This window comes from Bradyrhizobium sp. SRL28 (genome assembly GCF_018596315.1).
GTDB lineage: Bacteria > Pseudomonadota > Alphaproteobacteria > Rhizobiales > Xanthobacteraceae > Bradyrhizobium.
In genome coordinates, this window is the sequence record NZ_JAHEAG010000005.1 from 18,255 (window position 1) to 37,330 (window position 19,076).

General features: G+C 62.9%; 22 protein-coding genes. 12 read left to right on the forward strand and 10 right to left on the reverse strand.

What is annotated here, in order from left to right; translation table 11 throughout:
- Window positions 1–6 precede the first annotated feature (6 nt).
- A complete protein-coding gene (flgF, locus tag KIP88_RS13735) occupies window positions 7–771 on the reverse strand; it encodes a flagellar basal-body rod protein FlgF (protein WP_214488456.1) in 765 nt (254 codons plus the stop codon).
- Window positions 772–1,159: 388 nt separating this feature from the next.
- On the opposite strand from flgF, the gene fliL reads away from it, so the two are divergent.
- The 4 genes from fliL to KIP88_RS13755 are packed head-to-tail and all read left to right on the forward strand — an operon-like array spanning window position 1,160 to window position 4,085.
- Complete coding sequence (gene fliL, locus KIP88_RS13740; protein WP_214488457.1) at window positions 1,160–1,651, forward strand: flagellar basal body-associated protein FliL; 492 nt, start codon at window positions 1,160–1,162, stop codon at window positions 1,649–1,651.
- Window positions 1,652–1,669: 18 nt separating this feature from the next.
- On the forward strand, window positions 1,670–2,872 hold the full coding sequence (fliM, locus tag KIP88_RS13745; protein WP_214488458.1) for a flagellar motor switch protein FliM: 1,203 nt from the start codon (window positions 1,670–1,672) through the stop codon (window positions 2,870–2,872).
- Window positions 2,869–3,306 (forward strand): DUF6468 domain-containing protein, encoded by a 438-nt coding sequence (locus tag KIP88_RS13750; protein ID WP_214488459.1) that lies wholly within the window; start codon window positions 2,869–2,871, stop codon window positions 3,304–3,306. Before fliM ends, KIP88_RS13750 begins: the two co-directional genes overlap by 4 nt.
- Window positions 3,303–4,085: a MotE family protein gene (locus KIP88_RS13755; RefSeq protein WP_214488460.1), complete on the forward strand. Its 783-nt coding sequence runs from the start codon at window positions 3,303–3,305 to the stop codon at window positions 4,083–4,085. Before KIP88_RS13750 ends, KIP88_RS13755 begins: the two co-directional genes overlap by 4 nt.
- A 48-nt stretch (window positions 4,086–4,133) precedes the next feature.
- Here KIP88_RS13755 and KIP88_RS13760 read toward each other — a convergent pair whose 3' ends face one another.
- A complete protein-coding gene (locus KIP88_RS13760) occupies window positions 4,134–4,499 on the reverse strand; it encodes a hypothetical protein (protein ID WP_214488802.1) in 366 nt (121 codons plus the stop codon).
- An 83-nt stretch (window positions 4,500–4,582) separates the two neighbouring features.
- Window positions 4,583–4,804 (reverse strand): hypothetical protein, encoded by a 222-nt coding sequence (locus tag KIP88_RS13765; protein ID WP_214488461.1) that lies wholly within the window; start codon window positions 4,802–4,804, stop codon window positions 4,583–4,585.
- Between the two features lie 398 nt (window positions 4,805–5,202).
- Between KIP88_RS13765 and KIP88_RS13770 the strand changes: the two genes are divergently transcribed.
- Together KIP88_RS13770 and KIP88_RS13775 are read left to right on the forward strand one after the other, a co-directional pair.
- A complete protein-coding gene (locus tag KIP88_RS13770) occupies window positions 5,203–9,003 on the forward strand; it encodes a lipopolysaccharide assembly protein LapB (protein ID WP_214488462.1) in 3,801 nt (1,266 codons plus the stop codon).
- Between the two features lie 118 nt (window positions 9,004–9,121).
- On the forward strand, window positions 9,122–9,505 hold the full coding sequence (locus KIP88_RS13775) for a DUF1488 family protein (protein ID WP_214488463.1): 384 nt from the start codon (window positions 9,122–9,124) through the stop codon (window positions 9,503–9,505).
- 56 nt (window positions 9,506–9,561) lie between these two features.
- On the opposite strand, the gene KIP88_RS13780 is transcribed toward KIP88_RS13775, so the two are convergent.
- Window positions 9,562–10,413: a glyoxalase superfamily protein gene (locus KIP88_RS13780; protein ID WP_214488464.1), complete on the reverse strand. Its 852-nt coding sequence runs from the start codon at window positions 10,411–10,413 to the stop codon at window positions 9,562–9,564.
- A gap of 308 nt (window positions 10,414–10,721) precedes the next feature.
- On the opposite strand from KIP88_RS13780, the gene KIP88_RS13785 reads away from it, so the two are divergent.
- Window positions 10,722–10,958: a hypothetical protein gene (locus KIP88_RS13785; RefSeq protein ID WP_214488465.1), complete on the forward strand. Its 237-nt coding sequence runs from the start codon at window positions 10,722–10,724 to the stop codon at window positions 10,956–10,958.
- A gap of 47 nt (window positions 10,959–11,005) precedes the next feature.
- Here the strand turns inward: KIP88_RS13785 and KIP88_RS13790 are convergent, their stop codons facing one another.
- A complete protein-coding gene (locus KIP88_RS13790; protein WP_214488466.1) occupies window positions 11,006–12,400 on the reverse strand; it encodes an FAD-binding oxidoreductase in 1,395 nt (464 codons plus the stop codon).
- 151 nt (window positions 12,401–12,551) lie between these two features.
- Window positions 12,552–12,812 (reverse strand): hypothetical protein, encoded by a 261-nt coding sequence (locus tag KIP88_RS13795; protein WP_214488467.1) that lies wholly within the window; start codon window positions 12,810–12,812, stop codon window positions 12,552–12,554.
- Between the two features lie 304 nt (window positions 12,813–13,116).
- On the opposite strand from KIP88_RS13795, the gene KIP88_RS13800 reads away from it, so the two are divergent.
- A complete protein-coding gene (locus tag KIP88_RS13800) occupies window positions 13,117–13,314 on the forward strand; it encodes a hypothetical protein (protein WP_214488468.1) in 198 nt (65 codons plus the stop codon).
- A 243-nt stretch (window positions 13,315–13,557) separates the two neighbouring features.
- Here KIP88_RS13800 and KIP88_RS13805 read toward each other — a convergent pair whose 3' ends face one another.
- The 4 genes from KIP88_RS13805 to KIP88_RS13820 all read right to left on the reverse strand — a co-directional run bounded on the left by KIP88_RS13805 (window position 13,558) and on the right by KIP88_RS13820 (window position 17,031).
- The gene (locus tag KIP88_RS13805; protein WP_214488469.1) at window positions 13,558–13,881 is read right to left on the reverse strand and encodes a copper-binding protein; all 324 of its coding nucleotides are present in this window, start codon (window positions 13,879–13,881) and stop codon (window positions 13,558–13,560) included.
- Window positions 13,882–14,041: 160 nt separating this feature from the next.
- On the reverse strand, window positions 14,042–15,025 hold the full coding sequence (locus KIP88_RS13810) for a GGDEF domain-containing protein (RefSeq protein ID WP_214488803.1): 984 nt from the start codon (window positions 15,023–15,025) through the stop codon (window positions 14,042–14,044).
- Between the two features lie 231 nt (window positions 15,026–15,256).
- A complete protein-coding gene (gene fliP / locus KIP88_RS13815) occupies window positions 15,257–16,012 on the reverse strand; it encodes a flagellar type III secretion system pore protein FliP (RefSeq protein WP_214488470.1) in 756 nt (251 codons plus the stop codon).
- Window positions 16,009–17,031, reverse strand: a complete 1,023-nt coding sequence (locus KIP88_RS13820) for a flagellar biosynthetic protein FliO (RefSeq protein ID WP_214488471.1) — start codon at window positions 17,029–17,031, stop codon at window positions 16,009–16,011. The genes fliP and KIP88_RS13820 overlap by 4 nt, the downstream gene beginning before the upstream one ends.
- Before the next feature lie 436 nt (window positions 17,032–17,467).
- On the opposite strand from KIP88_RS13820, the gene flgB reads away from it, so the two are divergent.
- From flgB to fliQ, 4 genes are all read left to right on the forward strand, one after another.
- A complete protein-coding gene (gene flgB, locus KIP88_RS13825; RefSeq protein WP_214488472.1) occupies window positions 17,468–17,878 on the forward strand; it encodes a flagellar basal body rod protein FlgB in 411 nt (136 codons plus the stop codon).
- A gap of 19 nt (window positions 17,879–17,897) precedes the next feature.
- Window positions 17,898–18,323 (forward strand): flagellar basal body rod protein FlgC, encoded by a 426-nt coding sequence (flgC, locus tag KIP88_RS13830; RefSeq protein WP_214488473.1) that lies wholly within the window; start codon window positions 17,898–17,900, stop codon window positions 18,321–18,323.
- A gap of 16 nt (window positions 18,324–18,339) precedes the next feature.
- Entirely contained in the window at window positions 18,340–18,651 is a 312-nt protein-coding gene (gene fliE / locus KIP88_RS13835) for a flagellar hook-basal body complex protein FliE (RefSeq protein ID WP_214488474.1), read from the forward strand.
- 147 nt (window positions 18,652–18,798) lie between these two features.
- Complete coding sequence (fliQ, locus tag KIP88_RS13840) at window positions 18,799–19,062, forward strand: flagellar biosynthesis protein FliQ (protein WP_161855737.1); 264 nt, start codon at window positions 18,799–18,801, stop codon at window positions 19,060–19,062.
- Window positions 19,063–19,076 lie beyond the last annotated feature (14 nt).

The window sequence follows — 19,076 nt, forward strand, 5'->3', positions numbered from 1 at the left end:
TAAGCGTTATGCCGGAACGTCGGCGAGTTTCTCGACTGCAGTTCGGTGCAGGTCGTGCTGCTGCTGCAGCATCGCCGAGATCTGCGTGTAGGTGCGCGTGATCTCGATCATGCGGCTCATTTCGTGGACGGAATTGACGTTCGACTTCTCGATAAAACCCTGGCGGACCCGCGAGGTGGTGTCGGGCTGGGCGGCGATGCCCTGGCCCGCCGAGTAGAGATTGCCGCCCTCCTTCACGAGCTTCTGCGCGTCGGCAAAATTGACCAGCCGCAGCTTGCCACGGACCGAGTCGGTGCTGCCGGTGCCCTCGAGGACCGTGATGTTGCCGTCGGCTGCGATGTTGATCGCCTTGTCGGTCGACTGGAACACGATCGGGCCGGAGGTGCCCAGCACCGGATCGCCGCTCGCGGTGACGAGCTGGCCCTGATTGTTGATCTGCAGGCCGCCGTCGCGGGTGTAGCGCTCGCCGGCGGCCGTCTGCACCACCAGGAAGGCGTTGCCGTCGATCGCGACATCGAGCGGGTTCTTGGTCTGCTCGGAGGGACCGGCTGCGAAATCGTGGAAGGTGGCGCGGTCGTGCACGAAGGACACGCGGCGGTCGGCGCGCATGAAATTGTCTTCATGCGCCGGCGAGCGCAGATATTCCTCGAACAGCGAGCGGTCGGCCTTGAAGCCGGTCGTGTTGATGTTCGCGACGTTGTTGGCAACGACATCCATCTGCCGTTCCAGCGTCATTTTCCGCGAAAGTCCGATGAGAAGCGTATTCTCCATCGGTGGTTCTCCCCTTGATCGATCCGAAGCAGGCTCTCCCAAGCCCGCGGTCCGGATCCGTCGTAAACCTTGGGGCTCTCCCAAGCCGGCAGGTCACGCCAGTTACTCAGCGAAAGCCGTGCCAAGTCATGAAGTGCTGATTTTTTAAGGGGTTAGGCATTTTTCGGGGCGCGGCGGGGGCGGCAGAAAGGTCTTGTTGACCATGTTTGCCCGGCAGATTTTTCCTACTTGGGCGCCAATGGAAAGGTTCCGTTAACCATTATTACCCTAGCGTTGCACATGTGGAGAGCGCGTGTGCGCTGGCGGCTTTTGTTTCGCGTTGTGGGGGCATCGTTACCCAGGCTGGTGGCAACCGCGTTCGCTTTTCGGAATCGAAGCGGGCGGGGCAATGGCTGACAACGAGCAAGCGGAAGGCGCAGACGGCGCAGATGCCGCACCGTCGAAAAAGGGCAAGCTCAAGCTGATCATTGCGGCCGCCGGGTTCGTCGCCATCCTCGGCGCCGGCGCCGGCTGGTTCTTCCTGATGCGCGGCCATGGCGAAGAGAAGCACGCCGAAGCGCCGCCGCCGAAGCCGCCGTCCTTCGTCGAAGTGCCCGATATGATGGTCAACCTGGTCGGAGCCCCCGGCGAGCGGGTGCAATATCTCCGCGTCAAGGTCGTGCTCGAGATCAAGGATGAGAAGCATGTCGAGGCGATCAAGCCGAACCTGCCGCGCGTCACCGACCTGTTCCAGACCTACCTGCGCGAATTGCGGCCCTCCGACATCAACGGTTCGGCCGGGCTGTTTCGCCTCAAGGAAGAGCTGACCAAGCGGGTCAACAACGCGGTGGCGCCGCAGCAGGTGAGCGCCGTGCTGTTCAAAGAAATCGTCGTGCAGTGATGGGACGGATCTAGCATCATGGCCGGCAACCAAGACCAGATGGACCAGGACGCCATTGCCGCGCAATGGGAAGCCTCCCTGGATTCCGAAGATCCCGCGGCGGCTGCGGAAGAAGCTGCCGCCAATGAACTCTCCGAGAGCATGGCGCTGCAGTGGGCGGCCATGGTCGAGGATGGCGGCCGCGAGTTCGGCAACAAGAATTCCGGCGAACGGGTTCTGTCGCAGGAAGAAATCGACAATCTGCTCGGTTTCACCGTTGGCGACGTCAATCTCGACGACCATTCCGGCATTCGCGCCATCATCGATTCCGCGATGGTGTCCTACGAGCGTCTGCCGATGCTCGAAATCGTGTTCGACCGCCTGGTGCGGCTGATGACCACGAGCCTGCGCAACTTCACCTCTGATAACGTCGAAGTCTCGCTCGACCGCATCACCTCGGTTCGCTTCGGCGACTACATGAATTCAATTCCCTTGCCGGCAGTGCTCAGCGTGTTCAAGGCCGAGGAGTGGGAAAATTTCGGCCTTGCGACGGTGGATTCCAGCCTGATCTATTCGATCATCGACGTGCTGCTCGGCGGCCGGCGCGGCCAGACCTCGCTGCGCATCGAGGGCCGGCCCTACACCACGATCGAAACCAACCTGGTCAAGCGGCTGGTCGAGGTGGTGCTCGCAGACGCCGAACAGGCATTCCGGCCGCTGTCGCCGGTGACGTTCTCGATCGACCGGCTGGAAACCAATCCGCGCTTCGCCGCGATCTCGAGGCCCGCCAACGCCGCGATCCTGGTGCGGCTGCGCATCGACATGGAAGACCGCGGCGGCAATATCGAATTGCTGCTGCCTTACGCCACCATCGAGCCGATCCGCCCGGTTCTGCTCCAGATGTTCATGGGCGAAAAATTCGGCCGCGATCCGATCTGGGAAGGACATTTCGCAACCGAAGTGGCGCAGGCCGAGATATCGGTCGATGCGGTGCTCTATGAAGCCGACATTCCGCTCAAGCAGCTGATGATGCTGAAGGTCGGCGATACCCTGCCGCTGGAAATGCGCCCTGAAGCACTGGTGCAGGTCCGCTGCGGCAACGTGCTTTTGACCGAAGGGCGCATGGGCCGGGTCGGTGACCGCGTCGCCATTCGCGTCACCAAGCAGTTGCGCAAGCCCAATACCACCTTCGCGATGTTCGAGAAGGCCGACGAGCAAACCAAGTTGATGGAGGCACAATGAGTCATTCCCTTGGCGTTGTAATTGAGAGTCTGGTGGCGGTGCTGCTGATGCTCACGATCGGCTACTGCATGCTGCTCAACAAGCGGCTGCAGCGGCTGAAGGCGGACGAGCATTCGCTGAAGGCCACGATCGCGGAACTGATCACCGCGACCGAAATCGCCGAACGGGCGATCGGCGGCCTCAAGCACACCGTGCGTGACGTCAACGAAAATCTCGGCAGCCAGCTTACGGCGGCGACGCAGATGGCGGGGCATCTGAAGAACATGCTCGCCGAAGGCGACGGCGTCATTCGCCGGCTGTCCAAGATCGCGATCGCGGCGCGGCCCTCGCAGGAAGCCGAACCCGAAGCGCCCAAGGTCTCTTCCGCCAAAGCGGTTGCCGCGGCGGCTGAAGCATTCTCCGAACGCCGAAGGGCCAGTGGCCTCGCCGCATGAAGTCGTTTCGCGACATCCGCGTCATTCCGGTCGTGCTGGTCGCGATCTTCGGCCTTGCAGTGCTGAAGATCGCGGGCCTCGTGATCGATGGCGGATACGTGTTCGACTATCAGGTCAGCCAGCCGGCCAAGCGTTCGTGGGCGCAGGACAATCTGGGTTATCCGCGTAGCGCCAAAGCCGATCCCGCCGACATCACCGGTTCGGTCAAGAAGGAAGAGAAAAAGGAAGAGCCGCCGAAGCCGGCCGCTCCCGCCACCGAAACGCCGAAGCCCGACGGCGTCGTGGTGTTTCCGGACCAGAACCCGCAATCGGTGTCGCCGTCGGAGCGCGCCATTCTGGAGCGGCTGCAGGCGCGGCGCCAGGAACTGGAGCAGCGCGCGCGTGAGGTCGAAATTCGCGAAAGCCTTTTGAAATCCGCCGAAAAGCGCATCGAGGGCCGCGTCGAGGAAATGAAGGCCACCGAGGCAAAGATCTCGACCGCGACGGGGCAAAAGGCGGAGCAGGACGCCGCCCGCTTCAAAGGCATCATCACGATGTATGAGAACATGAAGCCAAAGGACGCCGCCAAGGTATTCGACCGGCTGGAAATGTCCGTGCTCTACGAAATCGCCTCCCAGATCGCGCCGCGCAAGATGTCGGACATTCTGGGCCTGATGCAGCCGGAAGCGGCCGAGCGGCTGACGGTCGAACTGGCCCGCCGCGCCGGCACCGATAAATCCACATCCACGGCCGAGCTGCCGAAGATCGAAGGCAAGATCCTGCAGCAAAAGCCCAATTAGCGCGGGGCGCCGGGCACCCCACGGTAAAAGGGCATTGGTGCCGCCCGGTCAGAACCTACGCGGCCCCGACGAAACGAACGAGCGATGAGCTACGGAGAGCGCGCCGCGCTCGTTGGTTTCAAGGGCGATCTTCTGCGCCAGCATGACATCGCCTGCGACGAGGTCGCCATCCGGAACGAAGCACCATTTGCAGACGTGGTGGCCCGTGCCGTTGAGTTCCTCGATATTCGTCTGCGTGCCATGATGGATTCGATAGCGCGTCCCGGTGTCGCTGCCGATGACGTCGAAATATCGGAAGCGCTCGTAGCAGGCGCGCTGCTTCGGCGAGAGCCAGCCCCTCAACAGGGCCAGCGCTCGTGCCTCGGTTTCGAAGCGGAACGATCTGCTGCATGAACCAGATCGCGCCACCACCAGCGAAAGTGCCGAAAGCAGCAGCGTGCCAAGCAAAGCCAGGATGAACGAGCATATCGCCAGAACGATCTGCTGGGTCACGGCCGTCAGCCACCGACGAGACGCGGATAAAACAGCGTTTCCTCCGCCGTAGGATCGAAGGAGCGGATAACCCGTTGTTCGCCGGGCCCGGATCGGACCGCTGCCGTAAAACCTGCGCCGGTCAATTCCCTGAACCGCCGCTCGGCCTTTTCGACCTCCGCGCGATCATGGATGTCGAATGAGTGGCGGGTGTCACCGGTACGATCCATCACGATCTGGGTTGCCATTTCACGCACTCCGAATTGGCTGCCTGAGGCAGGTTTGGCGACCCGGGGCGCATTGCTTGATTGACTGCCGGCCCCGCGTCCCGGGTCCATTATTTCCCTAAGACGGGATGGCTGATGTTGGTTCCATCCCGTCGTGAGATTAATGATCTAGATCAAAGAGCGGGGCTGCGCTGTGACAATAACCGCAGCCCGCGAACCGGCGCGTGCCGGATGATCACGAAAAGGGGTCGGATTCCGACCCATCCTGCGACGTGTAATGCGTCGCCTGGGCGTCGATCTGCCCCTTCAACGAAATCAATAAGTTGACGTTAACAAAGCCTTAAGCCGGCCAATCCAAGATTCAACGTACAGGCGAGGGCGCTTCGCCGCTGAATTCATTGAGGCACGAGATCTTCTGGATGGGGCGAAGGGCTGCCGCTGGAATTGGGTCGCCGGGCCGCGCATTGGCGCGGGCGGTGAGGCGTTGCCTTCACAACCTCGGCCAGACCCTTGCCCTTGCTCTGCTATTTGCCAGTCTGACGTTTTCGCAAGCGTGCCGCGCCGACGATCCGGTCCGGGGCGAGGCGACCTTTACGGCCGCAGGTGGTTTTGCCCGGCTGGTGCTGAAGCTGGCGGAGGACGTCGAATCCGACGTTTCGACCGCGGGTTCGATCATCATCATCCACTTCAAGCGCCCGGTGGATATTCCCGTCGACAAATTGTCGGACGCCGTTCCCGATTATGTCGGCTCGGCGCGGCGCGATCCCGACGGTACGGCGATCCGGCTGTCGCTGGCGCGGCGGGCCACCGTCAACACCATGACGGCGGGGGAGCGGATCTTCATCGACTTCCTGCCGGATAGCTGGACCGGTCCGCCGCCCTCGCTTCCTGCCGAAGTCATTCGCGAACTGGCGGGGCGGGCGCGGGCCGCCGAACGGGCGCTGCGCGCGCAGATGGCGGTCAACGCTGCGAAGAAGCGGCCGCCGGTACGGGTCCGTGCCTCGGTGCAGCCGACCTTCGTCCGCTTCGTGTTCGAGATGCCCGACGGCGTCAACGTGTCGTCGGTGCTGAACGATCAGAAGCTGACGCTGCAGTTCAACAGCGTGCTCAATTTCGACCTGGCGGATGCGAAGGTGGCGGCGCCGCCGAACATCGCCTCGATCAACCAGCGGGCCGACGTCGACTCTTCCGCAGTCGACATCGTGCTGATCGGCGAGGTCGACGTGCATTCCTTCCGCGAGGAAAAGAACTATGTGATCGATGTCGCCTTCCAGCAGGCGGAAAAGCCCGCTTTGCCCGAGCCGCAAGCCGCGGCCAAGCCGGCCGTGCCGGCCAGACCGGGCCCTGCCTCGCGGGTTTCGCGCGACAAGGCCCTGAAGGAAACGCCGCCACCGCAACTGCCGGCGGAGATTCCGCCGGTTACTTCGGAGATGATTGCCGAACAGGCCAGGATCGAGATCAAGCCCGCCCAGGTGACCGAAGCACCGGCCGTGGCCGAGGCCGCAACGCCTGCCCTCGAAAAAGCGACGCCGGCCAAGGACAATGCGGCTCCCGCGGCCGAGAAGATGGCGGCTGCACCTGAAAAGACATCGCCGCCGGCGGATGCCGCGAAAGTGACGCAGCCTGCCGAACAGGTCCAGGCCGCCGCTGTGGAAGCGCCGAAGGCCGTGGCGCCCACGCAGGCTCCGCCTCGCACGGAGCCGTCGAAGGGGGCCGCGCCGGCGGCATCCAGTCCGCCGCCGGAAAGCAGCGCCAGGGACAAGACCGCCACCGTCGAGGCGAGGCGTGACAGCGACGGCCTGCGCGTGAAGTTCTCCTTTGCCACGCCGACCCCGGCTGCGCTGTTCCGCCGCGCCGATACGGTGTGGCTGGTGTTCGACCACACCAAACCGATCGATGTCGAACCGATCCGCGCCAAGGGCGGCGCCATCATCGGCGATGTCAGCCGGCTGCCGCTGGAAAAGGGTCAGGCCATCCGCCTTCGCCTCAACCGGCCGCAGATCCCTTCGCTCGAAAGCGAAGGCCGCGCCAACGGCGCCGAGTGGACGCTGACCTTTGCCGACCGCGGCCAGGCGTCGCCACTGCCACTGATGGTGCTGCGGAACATTGCCGATCCCGCGCTCGCCAATGTCACCGTGCCGCTGGCCAATCCCGGTGCGATGCACCGGCTGGTCGATCCCGACGCCGGCGATACGCTGTTGGTCGTCACCGCGCCGCCGCCGACCCGCGGCCTCATCAAGCGGCAGGATTTCGTCGAGCTATCGCTGCTGGAATCCGTGCACGGCATAGTCGCGCATCCGAACTCCGACGATATCAACGCTGAGGTCGGCGCCGACAAGGTGATGCTTGGACGGCCCGGCGGATTGACGCTGTCGTCCGCCGACGTCGCGGCCGAACGCGCCACCGCGGCGGTGAGGCCGCTGTTCGATGGCAACGATTGGCGCAAGAACCGGGAAGAGAAGTTTTTCGCCAAACTGGATGCGTTGAACAAGGCCGCGGCCGCCGCGGGGCCTGAGCAAAAGGCGCAGGCCCGCCTCGAGCTTGCCAATTTCTACATGTCGCGCGGGATGTATCAGGAGGCGAGGGGGATGACCAACCTCATCCTCTCCGAGACCGACCAGGGCAACGAAGATGCCACCGTGCTGATGGTGCATGCGGTCGCCAGCATCCTGATCGGCCATCCCGAGCGGGCGCTGAAGGATCTTGCAAGTCCTGCGATCGGCAACGGCTACGATTCCCAATTGTGGAAAGGATTTGCGTTCGCCCGTCAGGAAAAATGGGCGGACGCGCGTGAAAAGTTCAAGAATGCCGAATTCTCGATTGCCGCGCTGCCGCTGGAATTGCAGCGCATCGTCACCACGGATGCGATGCGGGCCTCCCTCGAGGTAAAGGATTATGCCGGGGCTTCGCGGCGGCGCAGCGAACTCGAGGTGATCGGCATTCCCAACGAGATGAAGCCCGAGATCGCGGTGCTGCGCGGGCGGCTGGCCGAAGCGCTGGGGCACGACAAGGACGCGCTCGACGCCTACAGGTACGCGGCGCAGTCGAGCGATCGCCAGGCGTCGGCCGAGGCGAGGCTGCTGGAAGCCCTGCTGCGGCACAGGCGCGGCGAACTCGGGCAGGCCGAGTTCATGGCCGAACTGGAGGCGTTGTCCGTGATCTGGCGCGGCGACGCGATCGAGTTGAGGACGTTGAACAAGCTGGCCGAGATCTACTCCAAGAACGGCCGCTATGCCGATTCGCTCACCGCCGCCAAGACCGCGACGAAGCTGCAGCCCAATTCCGAATTGTCGCGACAGGGCCAGGATGCGGCGTCCGCCTTGTTCGCGGAGATCTATCTCGGCTCGAAGGGCGACGACATGAAGCCCGTCGACGCGCTCGCCATGTTCTACGAGTTTCGCGAATTGACGCCGATCGGCCGGCGCGGCGACGAGATGATCCGGCGCCTCGCTGACCGGCTGGCTACCGTCGACCTGCTCGACCAGGCCGCCGAACTGCTGCAGTACCAGGTCGACAAGCGGCTGGAGGGAGCCGCGCGCGCGCAGGTGGCGGCGCGCCTTGCCATGGTCTACCTCACCAACCGCAAGCCGGACCGGGCGATCGCGGCGCTGCGCTTGACCCGGATCGCCGATCTCTCCGGCGAACTGCGGCAGCAGCGGCTGCTCCTTGAGGCACGGGCCCAGAGCGACATCGGTCGCCATGACCTCGCGCTTGATATCATCTCCAACATCACCGGCCGCGAAGCGATCCGGTTGCGCTCCGACATCTATTGGGCGTCGCGGCAGTGGCGGGAGGCTTCCGAACAGATCGAATTGTACTACGCCGACCGCTGGCGGGATTTCAAACCGCTGAACGCCGCCGAGAAGAGTGACGTGATCCGCGCCGTGGTCGGCTATGCGCTGGCCGGGGACGCGATCGGCCTGGCCCGTTTCCGCGAGAAATATGCGCCGCTGATGACCGGCGAGGCCGACCGGTCCGCTTTCGAGACCGCGAGCAAGCCGGCCGCCTCCAACAGCACCGAATTCGCCCTGATCGCCAAGATGGCCGCCAGCGTCGACACGCTCGACGGCTTCATCCGCGAAATGAAGATCCGCTTCCCGGATGCGACCGCCCGCGCGCCGCTGTCGCCGGAAATGTCCGGGGCCGAGCCGGTCCATACCGGTGCCTTGCCCGCGATTTCAGGCATCCGGCGGATCGATTTGAAGAAGCCGGCGAAGTAGCGGATTTGGCCGCAGGTTCGGCCAATTTTTGACCAGTTGACGCATTACGCAGGACGTCAGCGTCGCCTTGGCGCTGCCTGTTACCGTCTCTAGCTAGCCGTCCAAAACTGGCCGTCCGATGCCGCTGACCCGCGACCGAATTATTGGACACGACAACGAACGCCTGGCGTTCAGGTTCACCATGCTGAACGCCGCCGATACGGTCGAGTGTCAGATCAGCGATGCCGCGATGGACGAACTGGCCGGCACCAAAGGAACGGAAAGCATGGCCAGGCAGGCGCAATTCCTGGCGTTGCGGGATGCCGTCGAAGGCATTGCATCGGATATGTTCGACCGGGTGCCTGTCGTCAAAGGCCGCGTCATCAGGATATTCACCAAGCACGTTCAGAAGTCACCGTCATCGCTGGCCGACCCGAGCGCGACCGGCTCGGAGCCGGATACGGACAACACTGTTTCGCTGCGGGTGATTGCCGAAACGAGGTCGGCAAGCGCGGCGCAATAACGCGCCGCGCTGCGATCGCCTCGAGAGCGGCCGCAAAACAGCGGCCACGTGTCCAGTCACGGTCCCGGCGTCACCCAGGCGGTTACAATCATTCCTTTCGCGTCCAGCGCAATCCGCCAATGCGAAGCGCCGTTTTCGTGCCTGACGGTGTAGACATCTTCGCCTTGGGGGGCCACACCGAGAAATCTGATGGACTCGACGGCGCGCAGTTCAGCAAGGCCAGGTTGCAGGTTTGGCAATTGCTGGCGGGTAGCTTCGGCGAGCGCCGCACTCATTTCGTCGTAATTGGGCTGGCCGCTGATGAGGCCGTCAATCAGGCGACGAAGGGCCGTCTCGGTCCCCGGGCTGGCGGACTGGCTTTTCACCTTCTCTTCCGTCCGGCTTGCAATCTGCTGCGCCGTTGCCGCGTCGATGCGTTGCATCGGATGACTCCCGCCACCCTGATGCAGGATCACGGATGTCGGCAGCCCGCGCTCGTCCCGGACGAAAGTGATCTGTGCGTCGACGACGTCAGTGAAGAATTCGGTTGGGCTCTGCGCATAAAATGCGACGTGCCGTTGCCCGGTCAGATGGGTGAGCAAATGATCCGCCTCGCGCGTCACGGTAAAGACGGCGTTGTCGCCGAGCTGGTAGAAACCGGCATAGTCGTCGAGAATTGCCGTATCTACGGCGACCTTCTGCCGCGCAGCTTGGTCAGGTGGGCTGTTGCCGGCCGGCGGCGATGCTGCGGGGGAGCTGGTCTGACCGTTGCTGGACTGAATTCTTGCAGCCAGCGCGTTCCAGTCCCGACAGCCCAGAATTTTGGCAATCAGCTCCAGGGACTCGCTGTGGGTGAGGGAAACGGACTTGGCGTTCAGCGCTTCACGTAGTGTTTGCGCCATAGCTTTTGCGTCGCGGAAATCGCGCATGGACGATCCTCTGCATCGACGAACGGAGATACGTCAGGGGCTTGCGTTGCTGACCCGTTCGCTCGGGGCATGAGGAAAGCCTCAAAGCTCGGCTTGATACATTCGCCATACCCCGGGAGGGGCGCAAGCAGCGGGTCGTATCCACCCGTCGACTATGTGTGCTTGCGATCCCGGATTTGTCAATCGTGACGGCGGACGGAATGGGGCCATCGAGCGCGACGAGATGGCGCGTCGTTCCGTCACCCTCGACAGATGCGTGTCAAAGCGGCAACCTGCGGGAAAACAACCTGCCGGAGGACACCGTCACGATGAGCAAGCCCGCCAAAACCGAAGCCGAACTCATCGAGATGGCACGGGCCGAATTGAAGGTTCACGCCAATTGCCCCGACGGCATCGTCATCTCGGTGATCCCTGATGGCGATAGCTGGGAATTCCGCGCCGAAGCCGACGACGCCACGATCGCCAAACCGGGCTATCCCGAATGCGTCGCCATGCTGGTCCAGATCGGTGACCATCTCTGCAAGCAGTATAATTTCAAGGAGTGAGGGGGCAGTTGCGAGCGCCTGGCCCGGCTTGATCGCCCTGGACGTCTTCACACCGTGAAGATCCGCCCCGGGTTCAAGATGTTCTTCGGGTCCAGCGCGCGCTTCAGCGCGCGCATGGTTTCGATTTCCTCTTCGGTGCGACTCATTTTCAGGTAAGGCCGCCTCGAGATGCCGATACCGTGTTCGGCCGAGATCGAGCCGCCGAATTCGCCCGTGAGGTCGTAGACCAGCTTCTCGAACTCATCGTGCTTCTCGGGCGTATGTTCATGATACACGCTGGGATGCAAATTGCCGTCGCCGACGTGTCCCATCACGATGGTGAAGGCTTGCGGATCGATCGCTTTGACGCGTGCATCAAGCGTATCGGCATATTCCTCCATCCTGTCGATGGCCACACTGACATCGAACCCCATCCGTGCCGTGAATGGAAAGCTGCGACCGAGTTCGACGCTGGAATCGCGGATGCGCCACATCGCAGCCACGGACGCGTTCGAGGTAGAAAGCGTGGCGTCGAGTATCACGTCATCGCCCATCGCCGCCTCCAGCATTTTCTCGAGGCCGTCCCGAATGCGTTCAGCGTCGCTTCCGGAGGCCTCCAGCAGCACATAGAACGGATGATGGGTCGGCAGCGGGCCCACCACGCCCTTCACACGTTCGACGGTCTGGCGGTAGTAGGCGTTCCACATCGCTTCGAACGCGGTCAGCTCGCCGCCGAGCGATTTTCGCGCCAGCTTGAGCAAGGTCATGACCTGCCCGAACGAAGGGAGCGCGCACAGCGCCACCTGGCGTTCCGCCGGCGCCGGAAACACGCGGAGTGCGGCGCGCGTCACCACGCCCAGAATACCTTCGGTGCCGATATACAGCTGCTTCAGGTCGATGCCGGTGTTGTTCTTGATATATTTGCGCAGGCCCTTGAGCACGGTGCCGTCGGCCGTGACGACTTCGAGGCCGAGGATCAGGTCGCGCGTCATGCCGTAACGGATGACGCGGTTGCCGCCGGCATTGGTCGAGATATTGCCACCGATGGTGCAGCTGCCGCGTGCGCCGAGGTCGAGCGGAAACATCAGGCCGTCCTGCTCGACCCGCTCCTGGAGCTTTTGCAGTGGTGTGCCGGCCTGCGCGATCGCGACGCCGGCGGAGGTATCGACCTCTTCAACGCTGTTCATGCGCTCCATCGACAGCACGATTTCGTTCGCATTCGGCAACGCGCCGCGCACCAGCCCGGTCATGCCGCCCTGCGTCGTAACGGGGACACCTTCGCGATGACAGAGCCGCAGCAACGCGGAGACATCCTCCGTCGTTCTCGGCCGGACGACCGCGCGCGGTTTCGGCACCGGATTGCCGGCGAGATCGTGATGATAGCGCGCGTCGATATCGCCGCCTGATAGCACCGCGCCCTTGTCAAGCGCGTTGCGCAGTTCGTTAATGAAGTTCTCGGACATGCCCCTGCCTCTTCTTTATGGGAAGTTTGGCCGAAGCTTTACATGCGGCATGGCCAGGAAGAAACCCGGTCCGGACGCAATCGCGGCGTTTTCCGAACTGGAAAGACGCGCTCTGAAGCCGCCATCCCTGGGCCGGTGCTGTGACCGGCGATCAGTGCGGCTGTCGGCGGGAGATCCTGTCCGTGGTCTTCTTGATGCGCGACTTCGGCATCGGCGGGGTGGTGGTGGGGCTGATGGTGGGGCTGTCCTGCCGCTCCGGCTCGACCGACGTGATCTGGTTGCAGGCGTCGCACTTGTAAACGTAGACGAGGGGGCGCAGTCCGATCCGGGGCAGCTTTCCGATCCGGGCCGTGCTTACGCCGCAGATCTCGCAGCGCGGCGGCAGACCGGTATCTGAAGGATGGACGGGCATATCAACTATCGCTGAAACAACAAAACGACTCAAACGACTCAATCCAACAATGGTGGCTGCCGATTGCATCCTAATCGTGGACAGAAAGTCCGTAAGACTACGAGGTCGTGCCGCTCATTCGCCGCAAGCATCCATTTTTTGCCACCAAATCGACCCTGCCCGGGCATCCAAGCAACATACTGCACGGTGCAAACTCACAACGCCAACGCGTGACCACACGGAAATTCCACCGGATCGAATCCCGGCCGAATTCCAATTTGTAAGGCGTACAGAAATGTCTTCCACCAACGGTCACGACACATCGATGCAAGCGATGCTGGCCCTCGTGGAGGCTGCGGCGTCCCGTCCATCGCCCGCCGACAGATTCAATATTGACCGGGAAGGGCCGGCGAAGCGCGCCGTAAAACTTCGGGCGTTGCAGCAACAATTCCAGAAACTGAATGAGTATTGCGACGAGGCGGCCGCTGAAATTCGCGCTTCGCTGGAGCGGGCGCCGCGCTAGCGCCTGACTTTCCTGGGAATGTTCGAGCGGGCGTTTGCGGAGTATCAAGGCAAGCCCGGCCGGATTGCCTTGATGTGCATTTAACGCCGGGCGGCTCCCTGTTCCGGATGGGCAGCTCCGATGACAAAGCCCGGACTCCCGAAGCAAATGACATTTCGAGGAAACGTCATTTGCTTTGGGAGTCCGGGCCTTGCTATTCTCTGATCGAAGCGATCACGAGGTTGACGTCGCTTCGGTAGCGCCTCACTTCTTGTCGATCTTCGTGACGGCGTCAGCCTTGTCGATCTTCGTGATGGTCTTGGTCCCCGCCGTTTCGCTCACGGCGAAGGTGACCCTGTCGCCCGCGTGCAGGGCGTTCAGCCGCGCGCCATCCTGAATCTTGAATTCTTCAGTCGCCGCGCCTGTGTTCGCGCCCGTGGTCCCATCAGGCATATCCTTGATCGTGATAGTGCCGCTGATCCGGTCTATTCTCGTCACCATTCCGGTCCGCGCCTGCTGGGCAAGAACCGACGTACTGGCGATGCTGAGGGCCGCGGTGGCGGCCATAATCATCCCTGCGATTTTCATGGAATACTCCCGGCTGTGGGACGTCTGCGATAAGCCGGGATTGCGGCATTTGTTCCGTGCCGGAGCCGGATTGCGGCTTTTTCTTCCGTACGAATCCGGGCAATTCCGCAAACTGCAAAAGTGAAGGCGGAATTCTGATTCGAACAGAACAGATGAAGTCCTAGGCCGCGCCGGCCTCGGGCTCGAGTTCGGTTTCCGTCACCGTGCGGTTGCGGCCGAGCCGCTTGGCTTGATAAAGCCCGCGGTCGCAGCGCTCGATCATGGCGTCCGCCGATTCGGCAAGGCGGAATTGCGCCACCCCGATCGAAACCGTGATGCTGCCGATTTCCTTGCCGGTTGCGCGGCGGGTCAGCTTCGCCTCGGCAATGCGGCGGCGAATACGCTCGGCGACCGACGTGCAATCCTCGAGATCGGCTCCCGGAAGCACCGCGATCAATTCCTCGCCGCCGTAGCGGGCTGCGAGATCGACTTCGCGAACACCTTCCTGCAGGACCTTGGCCACAAGGCGAAGCACCTGGTCGCCGACCTGATGGCCGTAATCATCGTTGAATTTCTTGAAGTGATCGATGTCGATCAGGAAGACGCTGAGCGCCTCGTCCTTTTCCATCGCCGCGATCTGGGCGAGGCGGAGGAATTCATCCATCGAGTGCCGGTTGGCGAGCCCGGTCAGCGCATCGGTGTTGGAGCGTTGCTCAGCCGCTTTCAGCGAGTCGCGGATGCTGTCCAGTTCCTCCGAGGTGGCGGCGAAATTTGCCTCCAGCGTTGCGGCTCGCGCCGTTGCCTTTGACAATTCGTCAACCAGCTTCGAAATGATTGTCCGGGGATCGCCGGTGACAGCGGCTTCGGAAGATACCTGGTCGAGCGCCTTGATGTGGGTCTGGTTGTCGGTGACGGCCGTGTTGAGGAATTGCTGGGCGGTGGCGATCAGGCCGCTTAATTGCTCGGGAAGGTCACCGAGCGGGTCGGGGCTGGACTGCGGCGTCACATAGGTAATGTAGAGTTCGTGGTTGATCGCCGGGTCGAATTTGCGCTTGCCGGCGATCAGGATGTCGATGGTCTTTCGCAGCGCCAGCGAACTGCCAAGGGCATATTCGAACCAGACGGCGAAATTGGTCGGGGTGGCAGGAACGGACTGCTGCGCCATCAACCGCATTGCCCGGTCGGCAATCGTCGTGGCGTATTCGGCGTCCATATCGCCGATCGGCTGGCCTGCCATTGTTTGACCCGGTAATGCGCTTGCTGCGAAAATCTGTTCCCTGGCATCCATTGTTGTGCACGAAGGAACTAATCTGACCTTAAATTCGCTCGGAAACTCCTCGGCAAATACGTAACTAATATTGACCTATTTGGCCGTGGAGCCTGCGGGAACCGGCCGCTAGCTGCCGCCGTAGCTCTGCACCAGGCTCCCCGCCACCAGCGACCAGCCGTCGACCAGCACGAAAAAGATCAACTTGAACGGGAGCGACACCACGACCGGTGGCAGCATCATCATACCCATCGACATCAGGACCGATGCGACGACGAGATCGATGATCAGGAAGGGGAGGAACAGCAGGAAACCGATCTCGAAGGCGCGTTTCAGTTCGGAGATCATGAAGGCTGGGACCAGGATCCGCAGCGACAGGTCTTCCGGCGTTGCCGGCGGCGGCTCGCCGGAGAGATCGACGAACAGCTTCAGATCCTTTTCACGAACGTTCTTCTGCATGAAGCCGCGCAGCGGCACCGAAGCCTTTTGCAGCGCTTCCTCGACCCCGATCTGGTTGGCGACGAGGGGTTTGATGCCGTCGTCATAGGATCTCTGCAGGACGGGGCCCATCACGAACGCGGTCAGGAACATCGCGAGCGCAATGATCACCGAGTTGGGCGGGGCGGTCGCGGTGCCCAATGCGGTGCGCAGCAGCGACAATACGACGACGATCCGCGTGAACGACGTCATCATGATCAGGATCGACGGCGCGATCGACAGCACCGTCAACAGCGCGATCAACTGGATCGCACGCTCGGTGACCCCGCCGCTGCCCTGGCCGAGATTGATGCTGATATCCTGCGCCATCGCCGGATCGGCGAGCGATCCGGCGGCGGTCAGGATTAAGAAAAATAAAACTCTACGCGGAGAAGCCGGCGGCCTCACGAAGGATTCTTCGGACGGCCCAGCAAGGACGCCATTTCGTCTTCGAGATTTTCGAAGCCGCTCTTCTGCGGAGCGGGTGTGGGAGCGGGAGGCTCGCTGCGGGAGTTACGGGCGGGCGGCGTTTCCGGCGCAACCGGCGGCGCCACCGGCTCGGCCGGCCGGCGCAGGGCGGCTTCCAGGCGCTGCGCCATTTCAGCCAGGTTCTGGTCGGCACTCGACGGCGCGGGGGCCGGAGGGGACGGAGGCGGCGGCGCCGCGGCGCGTTCAGGCGCTCGGGCCGGCGTCTCACGAGCGGCCGGAGTGTCGCGGACAGGCTGCGCCTCACGGATTGGCGGTGCCTCCCGGGCTGGCGATGCCTCACGGACAGGCAGTACGTCGCGTACCGGCGGCGCCTCACGGGCTGGCGGTTTGGGCAACTCGCGCTGCGGCCGTGGCATCAGCGGTTCGTTGCGGGGCAGGCGCGGGGGGGCCGGTTCGGGGCGACCGCTGATCGATTCCGGCGTAAAGCCCGTCAATGGATCGCTGCGACGTTCCGGCATCGGCGGTGGCGCAGGGCGGCGGATTTCGTCGGCGAAGGCTGGCCGTGCGGGGCGCGGCGGCGGCTCCGGCATTTGCGGTTCGGGATGATCGAAGGTGTCGGTCGATCGCGAATCGGATCTTGCCGCCTCGTCGTTCCAGGCGGCGTCGGGCAGCGGCGCGATGCGCGGCGGCTGCTCGCCGACCGCCGGGCGCGGCGCCATTTGATCGCGGTTGGGCATTGCGCGCACGATGTTGGGTTCGACCACGATGTCGCTCGGGCCGCCGATCATGAGCAGATGCTCGACATTGTCGCGCCGTACCAGCACGAGGCGCCGGCGGCCGTCCACGGCGGCGGCGTCGATGACGGCGAGCCGCGGCATCCGTCCGCGCTGGGTGTTGGCGCCGAGGCGGTTGTTGGCGAAACGGCGAACCAGCCATGCGGCCACGCCGATCAGCGCCAGAACGGCGATGAATGCGAAGAGGAATGTCAGTGTCTGCATTCTTTAGTCCCCGGCCACGGGCCGTTCTCTTGATGCTGGATTCGACAAGTGCGGTCTTAGGTCTTGCTGTCCGAGCATGTTCCCCGGGAACACGGTTCCCGCCATCCTGACCATGCTCCGAAGCGATCCGCAGACGGCGAATCACGCCCGAGATCAGCCTTATTCCTTAATTCCCCGCGGCGAACGCCGCCGCCCGGTTAATTAATAGACCAAGAATCGCTTGAGCCAAAACGACTTCTGTGCGCCCCAAGCCGCGTCGGCTGCTGCTGGTTAACGCAGTTTTCGTGGCGAAAATGCGCTCGTTTTGTCGCAGTCAGCGGGCAATGGCTGATGTCGGCGGCGGCAGAATCCAATTTTAACCGGCCGTTAACCATACACCGGGCAAATTCTGCCTACCTCGCGGCGCCTGCCAGAGGTTAACGGGGAGCCGCTCGCGATGGCCATCAACGACCTTCCGATCCTGTCGGCGCTGCGCACCAAGATGCAGTGGCACCAGGAACGCCAGCGCGTGCTCGCCGAAAACGTGTCCAACGCCAACACCCCGAATTTCAGACCGAACGACTTGGTCGAGCCGAAATTCGACAACAAGGGCGCGAACGTCGGCGGCGGGATGGGCTCGCTTGCCATGATGCGCACCGCATCGACCCATATCGGCGTTTCCGGCGGCGCACCAAGCTTCAGGGGAGACGGCGGCAAGAACGGCTTTTTGACCAAGCCGGCCGGCAATGCGGTCAATCTGGAAGAGCAGATGCTGAGGGTTTCGGCCAACCAGATGGACTACGCCGCGGCGACTTCGCTCTACAGCCGCAGCCTCGGACTTCTCAAAACCGCCATCGGAAAACGCTGACGCGTAAGGGAGCCGGATCATGGCAGACGACGGAAGCGATTTTGCCCGCTCGATGAGCATCGCGACGTCAGGCCTGCGCGCGCAGGCAGGGCGTATGCGGGTGATCTCGGAAAACATCGCCAATGCGGACTCCACCGCGCCGACCGCGGGCGGCAACCCGTATCGCCGCAAGGTGCCGACATTTTCGTCCGCGCTCGACCGCACGTTGGACGCCCGGGTGGTGACACTCGGCAAGGTCCGGACCGACCAGTCGGCGTTTCGCGTCAAGCACGAGCCGAGCAATCCGGCGGCCGATGCCGCGGGCAACGTCAAATATCCGAACGTCAATCCGCTGGTCGAAATGACCGACATGCGCGAGGCGCAGCGGTCCTATGAAGCCAACCTCAACATCATCAGCGCCACGCGCCGCATGATTCAACGCACGCTCGACATCCTCAAGGCCTGAACAGGAACCATAGAAAATGGCTTCACCGACCGTTGCAGCAAACGCCTACGCCGCGCTTTCGCGCATCATGGAAACCGGTGGCGCCGAGAAAAGCGGCTCATCCACCGGCGGCCCGTCCTTCAGCGCGCTGCTCAAGGACGCGGTGGGAAGCGTGCTGGATGCCGGCAAGAAATCCGACGCCCAGACCATGGCGATGAGTTCGGGCAAGGCCAACGTCATGGACGTGGTGACCGCGGTCGCGGAGACCGACGTCGCGGTCTCGACGCTGGTGTCGGTGCGCGACCGGGTGATCCAGTCCTACGAAGACATCATGAAGATGCCGATCTGACGTCTATTGGGACGTTCGGACTCCATCGTTCGTCATTGCGAGCGCAGCGAAGCAATCCATCGCCCGCAAAAAGAATGGATTGCTTCGTCGCTGACGCTCGTCGCAATGACGGTGGGGAGAGCGCGGGCTAGATTAAGGAAGTCAACTATGACCGGTGCTGAAACCCTCGACGTGGCGCGCGATGCGATCTGGACCATCGTGGTGGTGTCGTCGCCCTTGATGGTGATCGGCCTTGTGGTCGGCGTCGTGGTGTCGCTGTTCCAGGCGCTGACCCAGATCCAGGAACAAACGCTGATCTTCGTGCCGAAGATTCTCGCGATCTTCGTGACATTATTGCTGGCGCTGCCGTTCATGGCGGATTCGCTGCACGGTTACATGATGCGGATATCGTCGCGAATCATAGGCGGTTGATGCATTGTAGATGA

What these genes read in the sequence shown, in the direction of transcription:
- flgF (WP_214488456.1), bottom strand. Translation starts at nt 771, where the DNA reads ATGGAGAATACGCTTCTCATCGGACTTTCGCGGAAAATGACGCTGGAA.
- fliL (WP_214488457.1), top strand. Translation starts at nt 1,160, where the DNA reads ATGGCTGACAACGAGCAAGCGGAAGGCGCAGACGGCGCAGATGCCGCA.
- fliM (WP_214488458.1), top strand. Translation starts at nt 1,670, where the DNA reads ATGGCCGGCAACCAAGACCAGATGGACCAGGACGCCATTGCCGCGCAA.
- KIP88_RS13750 (WP_214488459.1), top strand. Translation starts at nt 2,869, where the DNA reads ATGAGTCATTCCCTTGGCGTTGTAATTGAGAGTCTGGTGGCGGTGCTG.
- KIP88_RS13755 (WP_214488460.1), top strand. Translation starts at nt 3,303, where the DNA reads ATGAAGTCGTTTCGCGACATCCGCGTCATTCCGGTCGTGCTGGTCGCG.
- KIP88_RS13765 (WP_214488461.1), bottom strand. Translation starts at nt 4,804, where the DNA reads ATGGCAACCCAGATCGTGATGGATCGTACCGGTGACACCCGCCACTCA.
- KIP88_RS13770 (WP_214488462.1), top strand. Translation starts at nt 5,203, where the DNA reads ATGGGGCGAAGGGCTGCCGCTGGAATTGGGTCGCCGGGCCGCGCATTG.
- KIP88_RS13775 (WP_214488463.1), top strand. Translation starts at nt 9,122, where the DNA reads ATGCCGCTGACCCGCGACCGAATTATTGGACACGACAACGAACGCCTG.
- KIP88_RS13780 (WP_214488464.1), bottom strand. Translation starts at nt 10,413, where the DNA reads ATGCGCGATTTCCGCGACGCAAAAGCTATGGCGCAAACACTACGTGAA.
- KIP88_RS13785 (WP_214488465.1), top strand. Translation starts at nt 10,722, where the DNA reads ATGAGCAAGCCCGCCAAAACCGAAGCCGAACTCATCGAGATGGCACGG.
- KIP88_RS13790 (WP_214488466.1), bottom strand. Translation starts at nt 12,400, where the DNA reads ATGTCCGAGAACTTCATTAACGAACTGCGCAACGCGCTTGACAAGGGC.
- KIP88_RS13795 (WP_214488467.1), bottom strand. Translation starts at nt 12,812, where the DNA reads ATGCCCGTCCATCCTTCAGATACCGGTCTGCCGCCGCGCTGCGAGATC.
- KIP88_RS13800 (WP_214488468.1), top strand. Translation starts at nt 13,117, where the DNA reads ATGCAAGCGATGCTGGCCCTCGTGGAGGCTGCGGCGTCCCGTCCATCG.
- KIP88_RS13805 (WP_214488469.1), bottom strand. Translation starts at nt 13,881, where the DNA reads ATGAAAATCGCAGGGATGATTATGGCCGCCACCGCGGCCCTCAGCATC.
- KIP88_RS13810 (WP_214488803.1), bottom strand. Translation starts at nt 15,025, where the DNA reads ATGGCGCAGCAGTCCGTTCCTGCCACCCCGACCAATTTCGCCGTCTGG.
- KIP88_RS13820 (WP_214488471.1), bottom strand. Translation starts at nt 17,031, where the DNA reads ATGCAGACACTGACATTCCTCTTCGCATTCATCGCCGTTCTGGCGCTG.
- flgB (WP_214488472.1), top strand. Translation starts at nt 17,468, where the DNA reads ATGGCCATCAACGACCTTCCGATCCTGTCGGCGCTGCGCACCAAGATG.
- flgC (WP_214488473.1), top strand. Translation starts at nt 17,898, where the DNA reads ATGGCAGACGACGGAAGCGATTTTGCCCGCTCGATGAGCATCGCGACG.
- fliE (WP_214488474.1), top strand. Translation starts at nt 18,340, where the DNA reads ATGGCTTCACCGACCGTTGCAGCAAACGCCTACGCCGCGCTTTCGCGC.
- fliQ (WP_161855737.1), top strand. Translation starts at nt 18,799, where the DNA reads ATGACCGGTGCTGAAACCCTCGACGTGGCGCGCGATGCGATCTGGACC.